We start from the raw sequence: 19,250 nt of genomic DNA, 5'->3' as shown, positions 1-19,250 counted from the left end.
GGAGGAGACAGTATGAAACAAGTATCAAGTGAATTTCTATGGGGCGGGGCTACTGCGGCCAATCAGTTAGAAGGTGGTTATCAAGAAGGTGGTAAAGGACTTTCGATTGCTGACGTGATGCCAGGTGGAAAACAGCGAATGAAGATTATCCATGATCCGACGTTTGATTTTGAATTACATGAAGAGTATTCATACCCGAACCATGAAGGAATCGACTTCTATCATCGTTATAAAGAAGATATTGCCCTCTTTAAGGAAATGGGATTCAAGACGTTCCGCATGTCAATTGCGTGGTCACGAATTTTCCCGAACGGAGATGAAGTGGAACCGAATGAGGAGGGACTCCAATTCTATGATCGTGTGATCGATGAATTAGTCGCCCAAGGCATTGAACCACTCGTGACCATCTCCCACTATGAGATGCCCCTACATCTTGCGAAGCATTATGGGGGATGGCGAGACCGTCGCTTAGTCACATACTTTGAACGATACAGTCGTGTCTTGTTCGAACGTTATAAAGGGAAGGTCAAATACTGGTTGACGTTCAACGAAATCAACGGGGCACAGTTCATGCCGATGCTCAGTCTAGGGATTGCGGTTCGGGAAGAAGAGAATACGTTACAGCTCACCTATCAAGGATTGCATCACCAACTGGTCGCAAGTGCCCTTGCGACAAAGGCGGCCAGAGAGATTGACCCATCGATGCAAATCGGATGTATGCTCATTGCGGCTCCGGTTTATCCGTATAGTTCAAACCCGGATGATGTTTGGTATGCTCACGATGCAGAACGGATGATGAACTTCTTCTGCGGAGACGTCCATGTACGCGGCAAATATCCGAGCTTTGCGAAACGATTCTTCCGAGACAATGGCATTGAACTCGCTATGGAAGATGGCGACCTTGATATCCTCAAAGAGAATACTGTCGACTTCTTCTCACTCAGTTACTACATGTCGCGCACTGAAAAGGCTGAAAAAGGTCAGGATGAGGCGGAAGGTAATATTATGAGCGGGGTCAAGAATCCATACTTACAGGCGAGTGACTGGGGATGGGAAATTGATCCGACAGGACTCCGCGTCATCTTGAACAAGTTATATGAGCGTTATGAGCTCCCATTATTCATCGTTGAAAACGGGCTAGGTGCTTATGACAAAATTGAGTCGGACGGAACGATTCATGATGACTATCGCATCGATTACTTACGTGATCACTTGAAAGGGATGATGGATGCAATCGACGATGGAGTCGAAGTGATGGGATACACGAGTTGGGGGTGTATCGATTTAGTGAGTGCCTCGACAGGTGAGTACAGCAAACGGTATGGTTTCATTTACGTGGATCGACATGACGACGGTACCGGTACGTTAGAACGAAAACGGAAAGAGTCGTTCTTCTGGTATCAAGAGGTGATTCGTTCACAAGGTGCGAGCTTATACGAAGAAGAATCAGTCAAATGAAAAAGCGGCCTCGGCCGCTTTTTCATGCTTTCGTGATTTTTCGCAATAAGATGATCGCGAGACTAATGCCCCCAGCAATCAACATATACAAGATAATTTCCATCCAAGTGTTCATTCGTCGTCTCCATCCGCAAAGATTGCGAGCTCCCCTTGTGGCATCGCGACCAACAGATAGGCGTCTCCACCAAGTGGTCTCGCGTCCCCTGCTTGCCAGCACTCAAAGTGTTCTTGATATCCATTGATGAAGAGAAGGGATCCGGATTCAAATTCCAGTTCGAGGTGGGGGTGTTCGTCACCGAGGCGTACTTGATGGATGCGCTCTCTTCTTAAGCGCATGAGCTGTTCGAGTTGTTCACCTTCGTCAAACGTATTTTGCGTCGCATGGACATGCCACGGTCCCTCGATAGAGATCCAAGATTCCAGTCCTTGACGACTGAAATAGAGAAGATGATGGTTCGGACCAGAACCGAAATCGATTCCGACAAAAGAAGAGGCGGTAAAGAGGTGATGCAAAATAGATGTCGCTTGTTCGTGCTCTGTGGTAGACACACCGTCACCTCACTTTAAAGAGTTGTTATCATTATCATTTCACGTTACCACGCTAAAGTAAACGAATCTAACTCAATCTAGAAAAGAAACTGTAGATGATTCGCAAAGTATAATATTGATTTATTTCACATTTCTGTATACGAAAAAAACGGACATTCATCGTGAATGTCCGTTTTTTTTCAAACCTCATTATGCTTCGACAAAGGCAGCGCCGATCACGCCCGCATCTCCTGACAATTGAGTGAGGCAGAGACGCGTTTTTCCACTAGCATGTGGATACATTTTATTTGAGACTGCTTGTTGTAATTCGTTCCAAAATAATGAGGCCGACATCATGACGCCGCCTCCTAATACAATCACATCAGGATCGACAGTATGAATGATGTTAGCTAGTCCGCTAGCCAGTTCCTCGACGAAGTGATGGCGGTACTCGTCATCTGATAATAGCGAAGGGACGTTTGTATATCCTTTTTCGCTTGCGCGACTCATGAGCGCGGTACCACTTGCGAGTGATTCGAGAGAGCCTCGATTCAGTACAGGGTGAACTGGTCCGTTCGAACGGATAATCATATTTCCGATTTCACCGGCACTGCCGTTCGCCCCTCGAATGATTTGATGTTTATAGACATAACCGCCACCGATTCCAGTGCTGATTGTTACATAAAAAACAGCATCGAATCCTTTTCCTGCTCCAAATTTAGCTTCTGCGAGAGCTGCTGCATTCGCATCGTTTTCAAGGGTGACAGAAAAGCCGAGGCGCTGTGTTAAAGGCTCAACGATTTTTTGATTGTGCCAATTCGGGAGGTTTGGAGGCGTTAAAAACATCCCTTGTTTCAAATCGAGTGGACCGGGAGCCACAATTCCAACATGCTGGATATCGAATTCAACATTGAATTGATGAATCGCAGTCTCAATAGATTTTAGTGTCTCTTCGAAAGGAAGTTGAGGCTGCGTGTTAAACGTGAGTTGTTTCAGTACTTCACCTTTGAGTGAAACAGCCGCAATCCGAGTGTTCGTCCCTCCTAAATCAATCCCGATTCGGACAGCTTGTTTTTCATCGGAAGGAACACCAGTCACTAGACAAATCGCTTCTCCCTCAATCAAGAACGACTCATTGGCCGGGAGAAGGAGTGTACCTCCCGTAGGTACTTCCATCTCATCAACGATTAATGTTCCTTGCACGACAGATAGTAACCGGAACGTGTCGGTCGAAATCTTTTCTTTCGCTGTAACATGCCATTTTTCCACGAAGAAGAATGGATTCTTCGTCAAACGTGTTCGAAAGTGATCGAGTTGACGGATTGGTTCACTATAGCCAAGGTGAGGAACGAAAGAAGCGAGAATGCCCTTTTCTACGTGAAGTTCACGTGGACGACCGGTCGTCACATCCAGTCGCTCGTAATCGTATAGACGATAGGTTGTGTCCGAACTTTGTTGAATTTCCAGTACGCATACCCCTTTTGTCAATGCATGGACCGTTCCAGCTGGGACATAGAAAAAATCACCGGCATGAATCGATTTTCGTATCAAGCCGTGTTCCAAATCGCCTGTTTCAAGCGCTTTGTTGAAGTCTTCTGAGGTGGCATAGGAGTGACCGTAAATGAGTGTCGCATTTGCTGGAGCATCGAGAATATACCAACATTCATTTTTTCCATATGATTCGTTTTCGAGTTGTTCCGCTAACGAATCATCAGGATGAACTTGAATAGACAAATCATCGTTCGCATCAATCCATTTAATCAGTAGCGGAAACACGTCCGCTTTAATTTGAAACAACTCTGGATATTGTTGATAGAGTTCACGCAAAGAAAGACCAACGTAGGGTCCGGAAGCAACGGCTGAACTACCTTTTTCTAATGCAGAAGCCGTCCAAGCTTCACCGATCGAAGGGTCATTGAAATCGAAACCAAATTGCTTCAGACGCTCCCCTCCCCAAAGTCGCTGTTGATAGTGTGGTTTTAAAAGAATAGCGCTCATATCCTGTCCTCCTGTTAATTTGATATACACTTATGAATTTAAAAACTAAACAAAGTTTAAATCAAGTATAGACATGAAATAAATCATGTGTATAATAAAACATGTAACCGATTTCAAATAAGGAGTGAGGACACATGAAGAAAATCTTATTAGCGTGTAGTTCAGGGATGTCGACGAGTTTACTCGTAACGAAGATGAAAGATCATGCCACATCAATCGGGGATGAGGCGAAGATTTGGGCAGTCGGTCAAGATCAGGTAGTAACCGAGATGGACGAGGCAGATGTGATTTTGATTGGTCCACAAATGCGTTTCTTGTTGGATAAATTGAAAGCGCAAACATCAACACCGATTGAAGTGATCGATATGATGGCATACGGCACGGCGAATGGAAAAGCTGCATACGAACAAGCGATGAAATTAATGGGGTGAACAACGTGGAACAGGTAGACGAGTTAACCTTGGAGCAAATGGCATTCATGATGATTTTGCACAGTGGCAATGCGAGAAGTACGATTCAGGAAGCGATTCAACTGTATAAAACGAGTTCTTATGAAACGTTCGAAGAAAAGATTGATGAGGCACGTGGACAATTAAAAGAAGCACATCAAACACACTTTTCACAAATCCAAAGAGAAGCGAATGGAGAAAAAACAGACGTCTCTTTATTGCTTCTTCATGCAGAGGACCATTTAATGTCTACGCAAACAATGCTTGATTTGACAGCGGGTTTGGTCGAAATGGTCGAACAAAAGATTGTAAATCCTAATCAAGAAGGGTGAATCATATGTCACAGGACAATAAGATGTTCAACATGATCAGTAAACTGCTCATGCCGATGGCGACCTATTTAAACAACAGTCGCTATTTACAAGTATTGCGAGATGCATTCATGCTCGCTTTCCCGATTACCATGTTTGGGTCAATCATCGTCGTCATTGCAAACCTGCCGTTCCTCGACCGTTTCATGTCCGAGAGTACACTCAGTGTATTTAAAACATCACTCGGAAACGCACCATCTGCAACGATGGGGATTATGTCTATCTTTGTCGTCTTCGGTATCGGGTATTATCTATCGAAAAGTTATCAAGTCGAGGCTGTCTTCGGAGGAGCGATCTCGCTCGTGTCTTTCCTTCTCTTAACGCCTTTCTTGATTGAAGTTGACGGTATGTCAGAGGCAGTCGGGAATGTCCTTCCGTTGGATCGCCTTGGAGCGAAAGGGATGTTCCTTGCGATGATTACCGGATTCCTGTCCGGTGAGATTTATCGATTTGTCGTTCAAAAGAACTGGACGATTAAGATGCCGGATGGAGTACCGCCAGCTGTTGCGAAATCATTCTCAGCACTTGTTCCTGCATTATTAACCTTGACTGTATTTTTAACATTCAACATCATCGTGACGAACTTATTCAATACGAATCTTCATGACGTCATTTTCAACGTCGTTCAGCAACCACTTGTGACATTGGGGAATGGTCTCATTCCAACGTTGATTGCAATCTTCTTCGTTCAGCTATTTTGGTTCTTCGGACTTCACGGTCAGGTCATCGTCAACTCGGTGATGGACCCGATTTGGAACACATTATCTGTGGAGAACTTGACGGCTTATACCTCGACTGGAGATGTTCCGAACATTATCAGTAAACAGTTCATTGAAATTTACACGGTAGGGCTTGGTGGTTCCGGATCTACACTTGCTGTCGTCGTGGCTATCTTGTTGTTCTTGAAATCGAAACAGTTGAAACAAATCGGGAAACTATCCCTCGGACCTGGACTATTCAACGTAAACGAGCCGGTCATCTTCGGACTTCCAATCGTTATGAACCCGCTCATCATGATTCCTTGGATTGTCGCACCGCTCGTGACGGTAACGGTCACATATTTCGCGATGTCGACAGGCTTAGTCCCACCACCAACGGGTGTCGCTGTTCCATGGACTGTCCCAATGTTCTTGAGTGGTATCATGGCGACGAACTCGCTTGCCGGAGGTCTTCTTCAAATCGTGAACTTCTTCATTATTTTGGCGATTTGGTTCCCGTTCTTGAAATTTATCGACCGCATGAACTTGAAAAAAGAGTTAGAAGAATCAACAGATAAACAAGAAGCAGTGTAAACAAATAGAGAAAATAGAAATAAGGGAGAGATAAAAGATGACGAACCCGACACAAACACGAATGAAAGAGCAAAAGACCTATCAATTTCCGACAGATTTTTGGTGGGGAACGGCTTCCTCTGCTACACAGATGGAAGGTGCTGCTTTTGAAGGTGGAAAAGGATTGAATATCTGGGATTACTGGTACATGCAAGAGCCGAATCGCTTTTTCAATGGCGTGAGCGCAACAGAGGCCTCAAACTTCTATCATTTGTATGAAGAAGATATCGCATTGATGAAAGAACTCGGGCATAACACGTTCCGTTTCTCCATTTCATGGTCACGTCTTTTTCCACAAGGTGTCGGGGAAGTAAATGAAGAGGCAATCACATTTTATAACAATGTCATCAATTGCTTAATCGATCATGGTATCGAACCGTTCATCAATCTGTATCACTTCGATATGCCGATGGCGCTTCAAGAACAAGGTGGTTGGGAATCACGGGAAGTCGTGGAGGCATATGTCACCTTTGCGAAGACATGCTTTGAGTTGTTTGGTGACCGCGTCGAGAAGTGGTTCACGCATAATGAACCGATTGTACCGGTAGAGGGTGGATATTTATATGATTTTCATTATCCAAACGTTGTTGATTTCAAGCGAGCTGTCCAAGTAGCGTACCACTCGATCTTATCGAGTGCGAAGGCAATCGAAGCGTATCGTGACATGGGACAATCTGGGCAAATCGGGATCATCTTAAATCTGACACCCTCATATCCGAGAAGTCAGCACCCAGCTGATTTGAGCGCAGCGAGCATTGCTGATGCGATGTTCAATCGCTCGTTCCTCGATCCATCTGTTTTAGGCACGTTCCCTCAAGAATTAGTAGAAGTGCTGAAGTCTGAAGATGCGATGCCACAGATGGAAACAGGCGATCTTGAACTCATCCGAGAACATACAGTCGACCTGCTTGGCATCAACTATTACCAGCCGCGTCGCGTGAAAGCAAAAGCATCACTGCCGAATCCGGACGCACCATTCTTACCGGAAAACTTATTTGATTTTTATGAGATGCCTGGACGTAAAATGAATCCATATCGTGGATGGGAAATTTACGAAAAAGGAATCTATGATATATTAATCAATCTAAAAGAAAACTATGGTAATATTCCTTGCTTCATTTCAGAGAATGGAATGGGGGTCGAGGGTGAAGAGCGTTATCGTGACGAGAACGGAAGTGTCCAAGACGATTATCGAATTGATTTCATTCGCGAACATCTGAAATGGATGCATCAAGCGATTGAAGAGGGTTCGAACGTAAAAGGCTATCATCTTTGGACGTTCATGGACAATTGGTCATGGAGCAATGCTTATAAAAATCGCTATGGATTTGTAGGCATTGACTTAGATACGCAACAACGTACTGTAAAAAAATCAGGGCACTGGTTTAAACAGTTGATTGACGCTAATGGTTTTACAGAATAATGAAGTAAGCTGACAAAGACTACTCTTTGTCAGCTTTTTTTGATATATTGTACATATATGTCTATACATGAGGTGCTATATGTCTACTAAGAAAAAACCGAAATATGAAACCATTGCTGATGAAATTCGTAAAAGAATTATTGAACACGTTTATCCGCTAGAACATGCATTACCTGATGAAATCCATTTGGCCCAAGAGTTTGGGGTGAGCCGAATGACGATGAAACGTGCGCTTGAGATTCTCGTCATGGAAGGGCTGATTTATCGTAAACGTGGTAAAGGAACATTCATTTTACAGTCGAGCTTCCAAAAAGATCGCATCAACGTGATTAGTAAAGAAACGAGAGGGCTGACTCAAGTAATCGGAGATCGCTCGTTACGAAGTGAGGTCCTGAATTTTGAGGTGAAGTTTCCGTGTCAGGAAGTCGCCAATCATCTCATGATTGAGCTGACAGAACCAGTCTATGAAATACGTCGTGTGCGTTACGTAGACGATGAGCCATATGTCATCGAATTGACGTACATGGTTGCTAACCTCATTACAGGAATCACACGTGAAATTTTGGAAAAATCCGTGTACGCGTATATTCAAGAAGATCTTGGTTATACGATTACAAGCTCGCATAAAGTGATTCGAGCAGATAAACCGGATGAGTATGATCAAGCTTACTTGAAGAATGATATCACTGAACCGATTATCGAAGTCGAGCAAGTGGTCTATTTAAGTAACGGGAAACCGTTCGAGTATTCGTTTGCCCGTCATCGATACGATAAATTTGTGTTTTCATCGGTCAATATTGTGAAGTAAAAGTCGCCGCGATGGCGACTTTTTCGTAAGGAGGACCCATCGTGGATGTGAAAATTGAACAAGCAGGATACGAGATAAACGAGCCCGTCATCCAAGACATTTCGTTTGATGTACGGGCAGGTGAGATTTTAGGGGTGATTGGGTCGAATGGTGCGGGAAAAACGACCACCATCGCCTGTCTTACCGGAACGATTCCTTGGATGAAGGGAACGGTCGAGATGGAACGCTATGCGTTTATCCCGGAACAACCGGTCTACTATGATTATTTGACGCTATCTGAACATATCGCACTCGTCCAAGAATTAACGGGAATCGATTCCACAGAAAAAACGGGGGAGTTGCTACAGCTATTCCGGTTAGAGCATGTGACCGATCGGTATCTCTCCTCTTTTTCAAAAGGGATGAAACAGAAGGCGATGATTCTATTGGCGCTCATTCAAGAAGCGCGGGTATTGATTGTCGATGAACCATTTATCGGATTGGATGTGACGACGACGATTCAGTTACTTCGACTGTTAGAAGCGGAGCGTACGAGGGGGGCAAGTGTCTTATTAGTCACACACGTTCTTGATACGGCCGAGCGATTATGCGACCGATTCGTATGGATTGATGATGGACAACTGCTCGCGAGTGGGACGAAAGCGGAGATTCGTGAAGTGCTCGACACAGAGGGGATGACGTTGTTCGATATGATGGAAGATGTGGCGCTCCGATGATTGCGAAACGATTGTTTTGGATGCGTGTCTCCCGTTATATAAAACAACAGTGGAAGACGGTCCGATTGATTGTCGACTGGACGATTTTTTTATACGGTGTCCTTCCTCTTCTCATATGGGCAGGCTATTCCTACTGGCAAGTCTGGGAAGGGAGCTTCCCCTGGTTAGGTGACATCCCTTATTTTCTCTGGGCACTTCTGATTGGATGGTTCATGTGGCAAGATCGCATGTTTGTCTGGATTGAGCGTGCCGATCTCATCCTTGTGTCAAACCGGAGCATGATTCGGGATTTAAAATGGTATTCGGTTTGGTATCTTTTTACGCAACACATGATTCAATATGGATGTTATCTGCTGTTGCTTGCACCGATTCTATACGTAAAAGGAAGGGACGTGGGCGAGATTCTCGCGTTTGGGGCTGCACTTTTTCTACTCGCTTGGTGTCACGTATGGGTCCAGTATCATCTACGTCTCCGACACGCCCATCTCATGAAGCGATTTTTAATCGTACTCCTTGCTTTTGTAGGCGTGTATGCGTTATTGATTGAGTCGGTGTTACTTAGTGTGTTGATCGGAAGCATGATGGTCACATTTGCGTTATACGTAGGGGAAGGATGGGTGTCGAAACATCCGAGTGTCGGTCGAGAAATTGAAATCGGAGAACGTGAGCGTGCCTCATTCGATCGTGTCCTGTTGACGACGTCAGGAGCCATCGAGAAGACGAGTGAGCGGAAACGTCCCCTGTATCGACCGAGACCGAATCGCTTTGGCACCGTCAGACGAACGATGGCACTCCTTATGTACTTTAGAACGCCGAGTCATCGGAATCTATGGTTTCGACTCATTCCGCTCGGGGTCACGAGCGTAATTCTTCTCCCGAGCTGGTTCAAACTAGTGGTTCCGATTTATCTGTTATATGTCGCCTATCAGGAACAGACGTCGTTCACGAGAGAAATGGAGCGACATCCATTCTTCCAATCCATTCAAGAAAGAGGTTCATCATGAACGAACAGCAGTATGAGCAACTGTTACAAATCGAGACGGCCAAATCTCAGCAAGGATTCCCGTCCTCAGCCGAGTATAACCGTTATGAACCGACTCCTTACGAAGCACTCGATTTGCTTCGGGATGCGTATCCGTTAGAGTCCACAGATACCATCGTGGATTTCGGTTCGGGAAAAGGACGTCTGCCGTTCTATTTAGCATATACGTTTCGTGTGAGGGCGATTGGTGTCGAGATGGACGGTGGATTTCATGAGGAGGCACTTCAAAATTGGATGAGCTATACGAAGAAACATCGTAATCGGGGAAGTGTTCAATTGGAACAGGGATTCGCGGAGAGATTCATGATTCCACCGGATGCGAATCGATTCTACTTCTTTAATCCGTTCTCGGTGAACGTATTCCGCCAAGTGATTGCCAACATCATCGAATCTGTTGAAACGGTTCCTCGCCCGGTCGATGTGATTTTATATTATCCGGCGGATGAGTACCTCCATTATTTGAACGACGAGACGCCTTTTCAGTACGTACAAACGGTGCGATTGCCGCTGAGGAATCTTCATGAGCGATTTTTGATTTATCGGTTTGATATGATGGAGTCATCTTGGTAATGGAGGAGTGAGCACGATGAAAAAGAAAGACATTTTAGAAGCGTATCGTTGGCGTCAAGCGACGAAAGCGTTCGATGCGGATCGTAAAATCAAAGAAGAGGACATGGAGTTCATTTTAGAGACGGGACGTCTTTCGCCGAGTTCGTTCGGATTCGAGCCATGGCAATTCGTCGTGGTGCGTCGGGAAGATTTACTCCAAAAGATTAAAGATCATGCATGGGGAGCGCAAGGTCAGGCACTGACTGCCAGTCACTTTGTATTGATCCTCGCAAGAACACCGAAAGCCATGCGTTACGATGCAGACTATATTCGACACATCGTCACAGGCGTACAAGGACGGACGGAAGAAGAGTACGCACAGCGCGTGAAACGAGTGCAAGAGTTCCAGGAGAACGACTACCGTCTCTTAGGCGATGAGCGTGTCTTCCAGGAATGGATCAAGCGTCAGACATATATCCCTCTTGGGAACATGATGACGGCTGCCGCACAAATCGAAATTGATTCATGCCCGATTGAAGGGTTCAATCAAGAGGAGATTGATGAGTTGTTAATCTCAGAAGGTGTGATGGAACGTGGGGAATGGTCACTTTCAGTCATGGTCGCATTTGGGTATCGAGCGCGCGACTTTGCACCGAAAACACGTCGTGATTTTAACGAAGTCGTCAAATATATCGGATGAAAAAAAGGTCAATCGCCTCAGCGATTGACCTTTTTGAATTATTTCCAGTCTGTGATGCGGTCGACTGGGAAACGGACTGATGGGTAACCTTCTTCGGCTGCTTTCCCGATAGAGAGAAGCATGACTGGGAGGTAACGCTCTTTGTCGAGACCGAACGCTTCAGCGATGTTCGCTTTATCATATCCACCGATTGGGTTTGTGTCATATCCGTGTGCGCGTGCGACGAGCATAAGCTGCATCGCAACGAGACCTGAATCGAGCATGATGCTATCTTTGATCATTTCTTTCGGTGCATCTTTGAAGATGCCTTTGATCATGTCGACTTGACGGTCACGGACCTCAGCCGGCATCATACCGCGCTCTACTGCTGTATCGAAAATCTCTTCTGTGTAATCTGCCATCTGATAGTCGGCGAAGAGTGCGATCACAGCTGAAGATGTTTCCACTTGTCGTTTGTTGAAGCTTGCGAGTGGAAGGAGTGTTTCTTTTCCTTCTGCGCTATCGATGACGACGAAGCGCCATGGCTGTAAGTTAAGGGATGAAGGAGCTGTTGTTGCTTCTTCAAGAATTTGTGTCATTTCTTCTTTTGAAATTTTGACGTTCTCATCGTATACACGAATCGAGCGGCGTCCTTTGACAATCTCCATAAAGTCTTTTTGTGTGGCAGTGTTCATATTGTAGTCTTCCTTTCATGGTCAATAGTATCTTGTAACATCGTGAGTGATGCTAATAACTGTTGTTGATCCTCTACCTTCATGTTGACAAAAAGTCGGTCCGTTAAGCACTCTTTTTGCTCAGTCCAATGTGCAATTTGTTCACGACCATCGTCTGTCAACTCAACATAGATGACACGGTTGTCTTGTTCACAGCGTCTCCGCGTGATGAGTCCTTGTGTCTCTAACTGTTTCAAGTGTCGGGTGATGGCGGCATGGTCGACATCGACGCGCTGTTGCAATTCACGTTGCCGCAATGGACCGACGTGATACAAGTTGCTCAAAATGTCGTAGCGACTCAAGCTGAGCCCGTCCATTTCAGAGTCGAATAATTGCCCTAATTCTTTTTGTACAGTGATGATGTGATAGAGAATTTGATCACGAAGCGAGCAAGAATCTCGCATGCACATCGCCTCCTCAAATCATTGATGACTCAATCATTGATGGGTCACACAATGTATAGTAAACCCATCCTGACGATATTTCAAATAAAAAGTTTTAAAAAATAGGTTGTCAAACTGTTATATAATAGTCTATATTATAACCAACTGATATATAACAATGATTAAAGGAGGATGTGAACGCTTGGAACACTATGAACGACTAGATAAGTATCATATTCATGAGAAACTGCTCGAATTTGTGAATAAAAACGTTCTTGAACCTCATGAAATCAATGATTTTTGGGAAGGGGTCGAATCGCTTCTAGAGCGTTTCATTCCAGTGAATCAGACACTTCTGGAGCAGCGCAAGACATTCGAGCGATTGTTACAGGAATGGTACAGTAGGCAAGACGAAGTCGATCCAATCGAATACGAGACATTTTTAACGTCGATCGGCTATATCGAACCGGTCGTCGAAGATTTTAATATCGACGTGTTGAATGTCGATCGCGAAATCGCTCATCAAGCGGGACCGCAACTCGTCGTACCGTTAGACAATGCCAGATATGCACTCAATGCCGCCAACGCCAGATGGGGAAGTCTCTACGACGCTCTTTATGGGACGGACATGATTGACGAGACAGACGGTATGGAAAAGGGGAGAGCATATAATCCCGTTCGCGGTAATGAGGTCATTCGGTTAGCGAAACAGTTTCTGGATGACACGTTCCCGCTACCATCAGGGTCGCACAAGGAAGTGACACGATACGTCGTTCGTGACGATGTCGCTTATGCGGTAATCGGGGACGACGAGCATTCGTTCGCAGATGATTCTTTCGTCGGTTACACCGGGGAACCGAACGAGTTGAAGACGTTGATGCTAAGGCACCATGCCTTACACGTTGAACTTCAATTCGACCGCGAGCATCCGATCGGAAAGATTGATCCTGCTGGACTGATGGACATCGAGCTCGAATCAGCCCTATCCGCAATCGTGGATTGTGAAGACTCGGTCGCAGCCGTTTGCGCGGAAGACAAAGTTCATCTGTATCGTAATTGGCTCGGTCTGATGGATGGGACGCTTGAAGCCTCGTTCCAAAAGAATGGGAAGCGACTCTCTCGGCGCTTAAACGAAGATAAATGTTTGCTTGGAAAAGATGGAGCGGAAGTCACCCTCCCAGGACGCGCGCTCTTATTCATTCGGAACGTTGGACACTTGATGACGACGGACTTGATTCTTGATGCAGAAGGTCGCGAGGTACCAGAAGGAATCGTGGATGCCATCTTTACTTCATTGATCGCAAGTCGCCATCTTCATCGTCGTCTCAACTCTCGGGAAGGATCGATTTACATCGTCAAGCCGAAAATGCACGGCTCTGAAGAAGTGGCATTCACCAATGACCTGTTTGACGCCGTAGAAGATTTACTGGACCTTCCTCGCTATACGTTAAAAGTCGGCGTCATGGATGAAGAGAGACGAACGTCGCTCAACTTGAAAAATTGTATCGCGCAAGTAAAAGAGCGAGTCGTCTTCATCAACACGGGCTTCCTCGACCGCACGGGAGATGAGATTCATTCCTCGATGACGCTCGGACCAATGCGTCGGAAGGGGGAAATGAAGACGTCACCTTGGCTCGCTGCATACGAACGGTTGAATGTATCAACCGGTCTCGAGAGTGGGTTCCATCATCAAGCACAAATCGGAAAAGGGATGTGGGCGATGCCTGACCGGATGCAGGACATGATGCGTGAAAAAATGGCACATGTACGGTCCGGGGCAACGACGGCATGGGTGCCTTCACCGACCGCGGCGACGCTCCATGCGATGCACTATCATCAACTCGATGCTTTTGATGTACAGCGAGAATTGTTGAAACAGCCTGTTTTAAAACATGAACGACAACAGCTCCTTGAGATTCCACTCGCGACGCGCATCTATTCGCAAGAAGAGATCAAAGAAGAGCTTGAGAACAATTTGCAAGGATTGCTCGGGTACGTCGTTCGTTGGGTCGAACAAGGTGTCGGTTGTTCGAAAGTGCCGGATATTCACCATGTCGGACTGATGGAAGACCGGGCGACACTCCGGATTTCGAGCCAACACGTGGCCAACTGGTTGCATCACGGCATCTGTTCAGCAGAACAAGTCGAGGTCACCCTTTATCGGATGGCACGAGTCGTCGATGAGCAAAACGAGTCAGACCCGAATTATCGACCGATGACGCCGAACGTTAATCAGTCAATCGCCTATCAAGCCGCCCACGAACTCGTGTTTCATGGGTTGAAACAGCCGAACGGGTACACGGAGCCAATCTTGCATCGTCGCCGCCGTGAATTTATGAAACGTCAAACTGTGGAGTTAAACCTTAAAGGAGGAACCTCATCATGACAACGAAAAAAATGGAAAGCGAACAGTTGATTGAACGTTGGGTCGTCCGCCGCATCGTATCTGGAGAATCGACAGCATCTTTGGCGAATACGGCATTCGTATACGGCAACGACTTGATGCGCCTCGTCTTGGATCGTGCAGACGGTTCGCTCCAAATCATGAAAGAGCCGATCGATGAAGTCGTCGTTTTCCGCAAACCAGAGGACCGTGACGAAGAAAATGTCTGTCGTTGCTGCGGGATGGAGCATTCGACGTTTAAAGCAGCGTTGGAATGCTGCGCTTACCTCGACTAAATCATTTCGTTTGCACTTTCTGTTATATAACAAATTTAATTATATAAAATTAATATAGTACAGGAGGGTTTATTGATGAAAAAACGCGAAGAATTGTTGAACAGTTGGAAGTCAGAACGATTTGAAGGGGTAGAACGTCCATACTCTGTAGAAGACGTCATGAAATTACGAGGGTCTATCGTGATTGAACATACGCTTGCGACAAAAGGAGCGGAACGCCTGTGGCAATTGATGCACGAGCGTGACTATGTCCATGCACTCGGTGCGTTGACAGGGAACCAGGCGATTCAGCAAGTAAAAGCAGGGCTCGAAGCCATCTATTTGAGTGGTTGGCAAGTAGCGGCGGATGCGAACCTGTCGGGTCACATGTATCCGGACCAGAGTCTATATCCGGCCAACTCGGTGCCAAGTGTCGTCAAACGAATCAACCAAGCGCTTCAACGTGCTGACCAAATTCAAACGGCAGAAGGGAAAGGCGACACGCATTGGTTCGCACCGATTGTCGCGGATATGGAAGCCGGTTTTGGTGGGGTACTCAACGTATTCGAACTGACGAAGGCAATGATTGAAGCGGGGGCAGCCGGCGTTCACCTTGAAGACCAGCTCTCGTCTGAGAAGAAATGTGGTCACCTCGGTGGGAAGGTGTTACTCCCGACGCAGACGGCTGTGAAAAACTTGATTTCGGCTCGACTCGCGGCAGACGTCATGGGTGTCCCGACAATCATCGTAGCGCGGACAGATGCGCACGCGGCGAACTTGATCACGAGCGACATCGACCCAATCGATCATCCGTTCATCATTGGAGAGCGTACGCCGGAAGGCTTCTATCGTACGGAAGCTGGTATCGAGCAAGCAATCGCTCGTGGTCTCGCTTATGCACCGTATGCAGACCTCGTCTGGTGTGAGACGTCCGAACCAGATTTGGCAGAGGCACGTCAATTTGCCGAAGCGATTCATGCGAAGTATCCAGGCAAACTTCTCGCTTACAACTGCTCGCCATCGTTCAACTGGAAGAAGAAGCTGTCAGACGAAGAGATCGCCACGTTCCAACAAGAAATCGGCGCAATGGGATACAAGTTCCAGTTCGTTACACTCGCTGGATTCCACGCGCTCAACTTCGGCATGTTTGAGCTCGCACGCGGTTACAAAAATCGTGGCATGGCGGCGTACTCGGAGTTACAGCAAGCAGAATTTGCGGCTGAAGTACATGGTTACACGGCGACACGTCATCAGCGTGAAGTCGGAACGGGTTACTTCGATGAAGTCTCGCTCGTCATCTCAGGTGGACAATCATCAACGACAGCGCTCGCAGGTTCGACCGAGACTGAACAGTTTGAAACACCGTTGCATTGAGCGATGCCCCTCGACAAGAGGGGTTTTTTGTGTCCAAATTTGGAACACCTGCATCCTGTTCACTTAAATGTGACGTATTTCACATTTTTGTTGTCGAACTCTTGCTACGCTGAACATGTCAAAATGAATATGGAGGTTATGACAGATGACACAGACATTCACGGGCGATACGCACGTATCTGAAATCGTCAAACAATGCCCGCAAGCGGCAGACATTTTCAAACGGAACCGAATCGATTTTTGTTGTGGCGGCAACCGACCACTCGCTGAAGCGACTGACAAATCGAAACGGTCGACGGAAGACATTTTAGAAGAAGTTAATGCGCTCTATCAACGCAAGCAAGAGATGAACGAGAAGAGCATCGATTGGGATGCCGCTTCTTCTTCGGAATTGATTGAGCACATCATTTATAAGCATCACCAATTTTTGACGGACGAATTGCCACAGCTCACACCATATGTGACAAAAGTGTTCCGGGTCCACGGACAAAATCATCCGCACCTCGGACGCATTCATCAACTGTTCAATCAATTGAAAGTGGAACTTGAACAACATATCGTCAAAGAAGAGACAGAAGACTTCCCGACGCTGCTTCGTCACGAGACCGCACCGACAGCTGAAACGAGACGGGAGATTGATAGCATCTTGGCCTCGCTCGAGTCAGAACATGCAGCAGCCGGGGACATTTTAAAAGAGTTGCGTCAGATCACAAACGACTATACGCCGCCTGAAGGAGCGTGTGGGACGTATCGTCTTGTCTATCAACGGTTAGAAGCGCTCGAATCGGATACGTTTGAACACATTCATCTCGAAAACAACATTTTATTCCCGCGAGCGCGCGCGTTCGCTTAAGCAGAGGCACACCCCTACTTACGTAGAGGTGTCTTTTTGTGACGTTTGATACAGATGGGAGGCAAATCAAGCGCTACGATAAAGGGGAGGCAAAGGAGTGATTAATCATGAAACGGGTGAGTGAAGTCATTGTAGGGGTGACGGTCGCCTTATTACTAAGTCAAGTCTGGTCGAGTTCAGATTCGGAGGACACCGTGACCATTTTGGCGGCGGCAAGCTTAGGACCGGCTTTAGAAGCGGTCGAGCGACAACTTGAAGCAGAGTTCGATGGGATCGATGTTCGAGTCGTGACGAACGGGAGCGGCGCCTTGCGAGCACAAATCGATCACGGGTCTCCGGCAGATATCTTTTTAGCCGCGAGCGTTGATGATGTCGACCGACTACAAATCCCGATTCTAGAGCGGGATGCGTTCTTGTATAACGAGCTGTGGCTCGTGACACCGAAAGGGAAACCGTGCGCGGAGACATGGTACGACTTAAACGCATGTGCTCGGATCGTCATCGGTGACCCGGTCAATGTCCCGGCCGGTCGCTACGCGAAAGCGGCGCTAGAAGTGGAAGGCGTGTGGGAAGAAGTGGAACCGCGAATCATGTTCGCCCAGAATGTAAGACAAGTATTGACGCTCATCGAACAAGGCGACGCCAATGCGGGATTCGTCTATAAGACGGAACTGTCGACGGACGTCGAGTCGCTTCAGTCGGTCCCGTTTGAAGCGACGGGTACGATCGCGTATCCGGCGGTCCGGTTGACGCACAACCCATACGTACACGATGTGTACGCGCGTTTGTTTGACGATGATATCCAAGCTCACTTTTTAGCGAAAGGATTTTCTAAATGACGCAACATCCACTTCAACTCACATTCGAAGTCGGGATGATGGCGACGGTGAGCGCCTTCGTCCTCGCCTTCGGAGCGGCTTATTTCATGCATCACCGTCAATTCAAAGGAAAGCGGCTGCTCGAGACGGTGTTTTTACTGCCGCTCATCTTGCCGCCGACAGTCATCGGACTATACGCCTTGATTGTCCTCGGGAACAACGGGATCGGCGGATTGTTACCGATTACGATCTTGTTCACGAAACAGGCGAACATCATCGCATCCGCCTTGGCCGCGTTTCCGCTCATCTACCAAACGATTCGTCTCGGTCTTAAACAACTCGATGCGGAATGGTATGAGGCCGGACGCGTGCTCGGTGGGTCAGAGCGCCAACTGTTCACCTACGTGACGATTCCGCTGCTGTTACCTGCGTTGACGAGTGGGTTTGTCCTTGGTTTCGCACGGTCAATCGGCGAGTTTGGGATCACGATGATGATTGCCGGAAATATCCCGGGCGAGACGATGACGCTCGCCACAGCGATTTATATGGCGACAATCAACGGAGATATGACCCAGGCGCTCGTCTGGAGCGGATGGTTGGTTGGTTTGGCGTTTTTAGTCCTCTGGCTGAGTGAACGTTATGGCAAGCGTTCATATTAGTCGATCACGTCGATTTTTTTCACATAAGACCGGTTCGGAGTATTTAAGATACTCGGACCGGTCTTTTTCCAAATGTGGACGTGGTCTCCGACAGTGATTTGCTCGAACGTGGCTTTCACTTGAAACTTGAACCAGCTTACGTCTTCCGGTTCACTTTGTGCGAACAAGATGTCAGGAGAGAGCGTGGCCTCTTCTGCGGTAATTCCGCTGATGACGAGTGCGGTGCGGTCAGATTCATTTATTTCAATCACATACCCCTCGACATCTGGTTCGGTCGTCGCTCGATTGGCGAAGACGAAACCGATGGAAAAGACGACGAGCATGGCCGCGATGGTGAGGAATAACATGATTTTAAGCGATGATTTCATAAGGGAACGCCTCCTTCGTTCATTATTCTGTCACGTCTCGAATCGCTTATC

At 46.9% G+C, this 19,250-nt stretch carries 21 protein-coding genes; 16 read left to right on the top strand and 5 right to left on the bottom strand.

Translation table 11 applies throughout. The features are described from left to right. Positions 1 to 12 precede the first annotated feature (12 nt). Positions 13 to 1,458, top strand: coding sequence for a glycoside hydrolase family 1 protein (locus KNO65_RS11835; protein ID WP_074035082.1), 1,446 nt, complete (start codon positions 13 to 15; stop codon positions 1,456 to 1,458). A 111-nt stretch (positions 1,459 to 1,569) separates the two neighbouring features. Here the strand turns inward: KNO65_RS11835 and KNO65_RS11830 are convergent, their stop codons facing one another. Beyond that, positions 1,570 to 2,007: a hypothetical protein gene (locus KNO65_RS11830; RefSeq protein WP_047795794.1), complete on the bottom strand. Its 438-nt coding sequence runs from the start codon at positions 2,005 to 2,007 to the stop codon at positions 1,570 to 1,572. A gap of 189 nt (positions 2,008 to 2,196) precedes the next feature. Beyond that, a complete protein-coding gene (gene manA, locus KNO65_RS11825) occupies positions 2,197 to 3,984 on the bottom strand; it encodes a mannose-6-phosphate isomerase, class I (RefSeq protein ID WP_214784397.1) in 1,788 nt (595 codons plus the stop codon). 134 nt (positions 3,985 to 4,118) lie between these two features. Between manA and KNO65_RS11820 the strand changes: the two genes are divergently transcribed. The 9 genes from KNO65_RS11820 (at position 4,119) to KNO65_RS11780 (ending at position 11,373) form a co-directional block, all read left to right on the top strand. Then, a complete protein-coding gene (locus KNO65_RS11820; protein ID WP_015880368.1) occupies positions 4,119 to 4,415 on the top strand; it encodes a PTS sugar transporter subunit IIB in 297 nt (98 codons plus the stop codon). A gap of 5 nt (positions 4,416 to 4,420) precedes the next feature. Continuing rightward, positions 4,421 to 4,765, top strand: coding sequence for a PTS sugar transporter subunit IIA (locus KNO65_RS11815; protein WP_041917964.1), 345 nt, complete (start codon positions 4,421 to 4,423; stop codon positions 4,763 to 4,765). A gap of 23 nt (positions 4,766 to 4,788) precedes the next feature. Continuing rightward, entirely contained in the window at positions 4,789 to 6,096 is a 1,308-nt protein-coding gene (gene celB / locus KNO65_RS11810; protein WP_041918122.1) for a PTS cellobiose transporter subunit IIC, read from the top strand. Between the two features lie 37 nt (positions 6,097 to 6,133). Next, positions 6,134 to 7,558 (top strand): glycoside hydrolase family 1 protein, encoded by a 1,425-nt coding sequence (locus KNO65_RS11805; protein WP_371744391.1) that lies wholly within the window; start codon positions 6,134 to 6,136, stop codon positions 7,556 to 7,558. A 79-nt stretch (positions 7,559 to 7,637) separates the two neighbouring features. Continuing rightward, complete coding sequence (locus KNO65_RS11800; RefSeq protein ID WP_074035076.1) at positions 7,638 to 8,366, top strand: GntR family transcriptional regulator; 729 nt, start codon at positions 7,638 to 7,640, stop codon at positions 8,364 to 8,366. Positions 8,367 to 8,407: 41 nt separating this feature from the next. Next, positions 8,408 to 9,082 (top strand): ABC transporter ATP-binding protein, encoded by a 675-nt coding sequence (locus KNO65_RS11795; protein WP_214784394.1) that lies wholly within the window; start codon positions 8,408 to 8,410, stop codon positions 9,080 to 9,082. Further along, positions 9,079 to 10,086, top strand: a complete 1,008-nt coding sequence (locus tag KNO65_RS11790; RefSeq protein WP_214784391.1) for an ABC transporter permease — start codon at positions 9,079 to 9,081, stop codon at positions 10,084 to 10,086. The genes KNO65_RS11795 and KNO65_RS11790 overlap by 4 nt, the downstream gene beginning before the upstream one ends. Further along, positions 10,083 to 10,694, top strand: coding sequence for a class I SAM-dependent methyltransferase (locus tag KNO65_RS11785; RefSeq protein WP_214784387.1), 612 nt, complete (start codon positions 10,083 to 10,085; stop codon positions 10,692 to 10,694). Before KNO65_RS11790 ends, KNO65_RS11785 begins: the two co-directional genes overlap by 4 nt. 16 nt (positions 10,695 to 10,710) lie before the next feature. Then, positions 10,711 to 11,373, top strand: coding sequence for an NAD(P)H-dependent oxidoreductase (locus KNO65_RS11780; protein WP_214742554.1), 663 nt, complete (start codon positions 10,711 to 10,713; stop codon positions 11,371 to 11,373). Positions 11,374 to 11,411: 38 nt separating this feature from the next. On the opposite strand, the gene KNO65_RS11775 is transcribed toward KNO65_RS11780, so the two are convergent. Beyond that, positions 11,412 to 12,047: a nitroreductase family protein gene (locus KNO65_RS11775; RefSeq protein ID WP_015880377.1), complete on the bottom strand. Its 636-nt coding sequence runs from the start codon at positions 12,045 to 12,047 to the stop codon at positions 11,412 to 11,414. Beyond that, positions 12,044 to 12,490: a MarR family winged helix-turn-helix transcriptional regulator gene (locus tag KNO65_RS11770; protein ID WP_078146066.1), complete on the bottom strand. Its 447-nt coding sequence runs from the start codon at positions 12,488 to 12,490 to the stop codon at positions 12,044 to 12,046. The genes KNO65_RS11775 and KNO65_RS11770 overlap by 4 nt, the downstream gene beginning before the upstream one ends. 181 nt (positions 12,491 to 12,671) lie before the next feature. Here KNO65_RS11770 and KNO65_RS11765 point away from each other — a divergent pair, with 181 nt between their 5' ends. The 6 genes from KNO65_RS11765 (at position 12,672) to modB (ending at position 18,831) form a co-directional block, all read left to right on the top strand. Continuing rightward, positions 12,672 to 14,855, top strand: coding sequence for a malate synthase G (locus tag KNO65_RS11765; RefSeq protein ID WP_214784384.1), 2,184 nt, complete (start codon positions 12,672 to 12,674; stop codon positions 14,853 to 14,855). After that, a complete protein-coding gene (locus tag KNO65_RS11760; protein ID WP_015880380.1) occupies positions 14,852 to 15,148 on the top strand; it encodes a hypothetical protein in 297 nt (98 codons plus the stop codon). Before KNO65_RS11765 ends, KNO65_RS11760 begins: the two co-directional genes overlap by 4 nt. A 75-nt stretch (positions 15,149 to 15,223) precedes the next feature. Next, on the top strand, positions 15,224 to 16,501 hold the full coding sequence (gene aceA, locus KNO65_RS11755) for an isocitrate lyase (protein ID WP_214784381.1): 1,278 nt from the start codon (positions 15,224 to 15,226) through the stop codon (positions 16,499 to 16,501). A gap of 145 nt (positions 16,502 to 16,646) precedes the next feature. Further along, positions 16,647 to 17,354, top strand: coding sequence for an iron-sulfur cluster repair di-iron protein (gene ric, locus KNO65_RS11750; RefSeq protein WP_214784378.1), 708 nt, complete (start codon positions 16,647 to 16,649; stop codon positions 17,352 to 17,354). 107 nt (positions 17,355 to 17,461) lie between these two features. After that, a complete protein-coding gene (gene modA / locus KNO65_RS11745) occupies positions 17,462 to 18,193 on the top strand; it encodes a molybdate ABC transporter substrate-binding protein (RefSeq protein ID WP_214784375.1) in 732 nt (243 codons plus the stop codon). After that, positions 18,190 to 18,831 carry a molybdate ABC transporter permease subunit gene (modB, locus tag KNO65_RS11740; RefSeq protein WP_214784372.1) on the top strand — a complete coding sequence of 214 codons (642 nt, stop codon included), beginning with the start codon at positions 18,190 to 18,192 and terminating at the stop codon, positions 18,829 to 18,831. Before modA ends, modB begins: the two co-directional genes overlap by 4 nt. Here modB and KNO65_RS11735 read toward each other — a convergent pair. Beyond that, positions 18,828 to 19,199, bottom strand: a complete 372-nt coding sequence (locus tag KNO65_RS11735; protein ID WP_214784369.1) for a DUF3221 domain-containing protein — start codon at positions 19,197 to 19,199, stop codon at positions 18,828 to 18,830. The two genes, modB and KNO65_RS11735, sit on opposite strands and share 4 nt — an antisense overlap. Positions 19,200 to 19,250: the final 51 nt, after the last annotated feature.

This window comes from Exiguobacterium sp. S3 (genome assembly GCF_018617295.1).
Classification (GTDB): domain Bacteria; phylum Bacillota; class Bacilli; order Exiguobacteriales; family Exiguobacteriaceae; genus Exiguobacterium; species Exiguobacterium profundum.
This window is presented reverse-complemented; position numbering and strand designations above follow the sequence as displayed.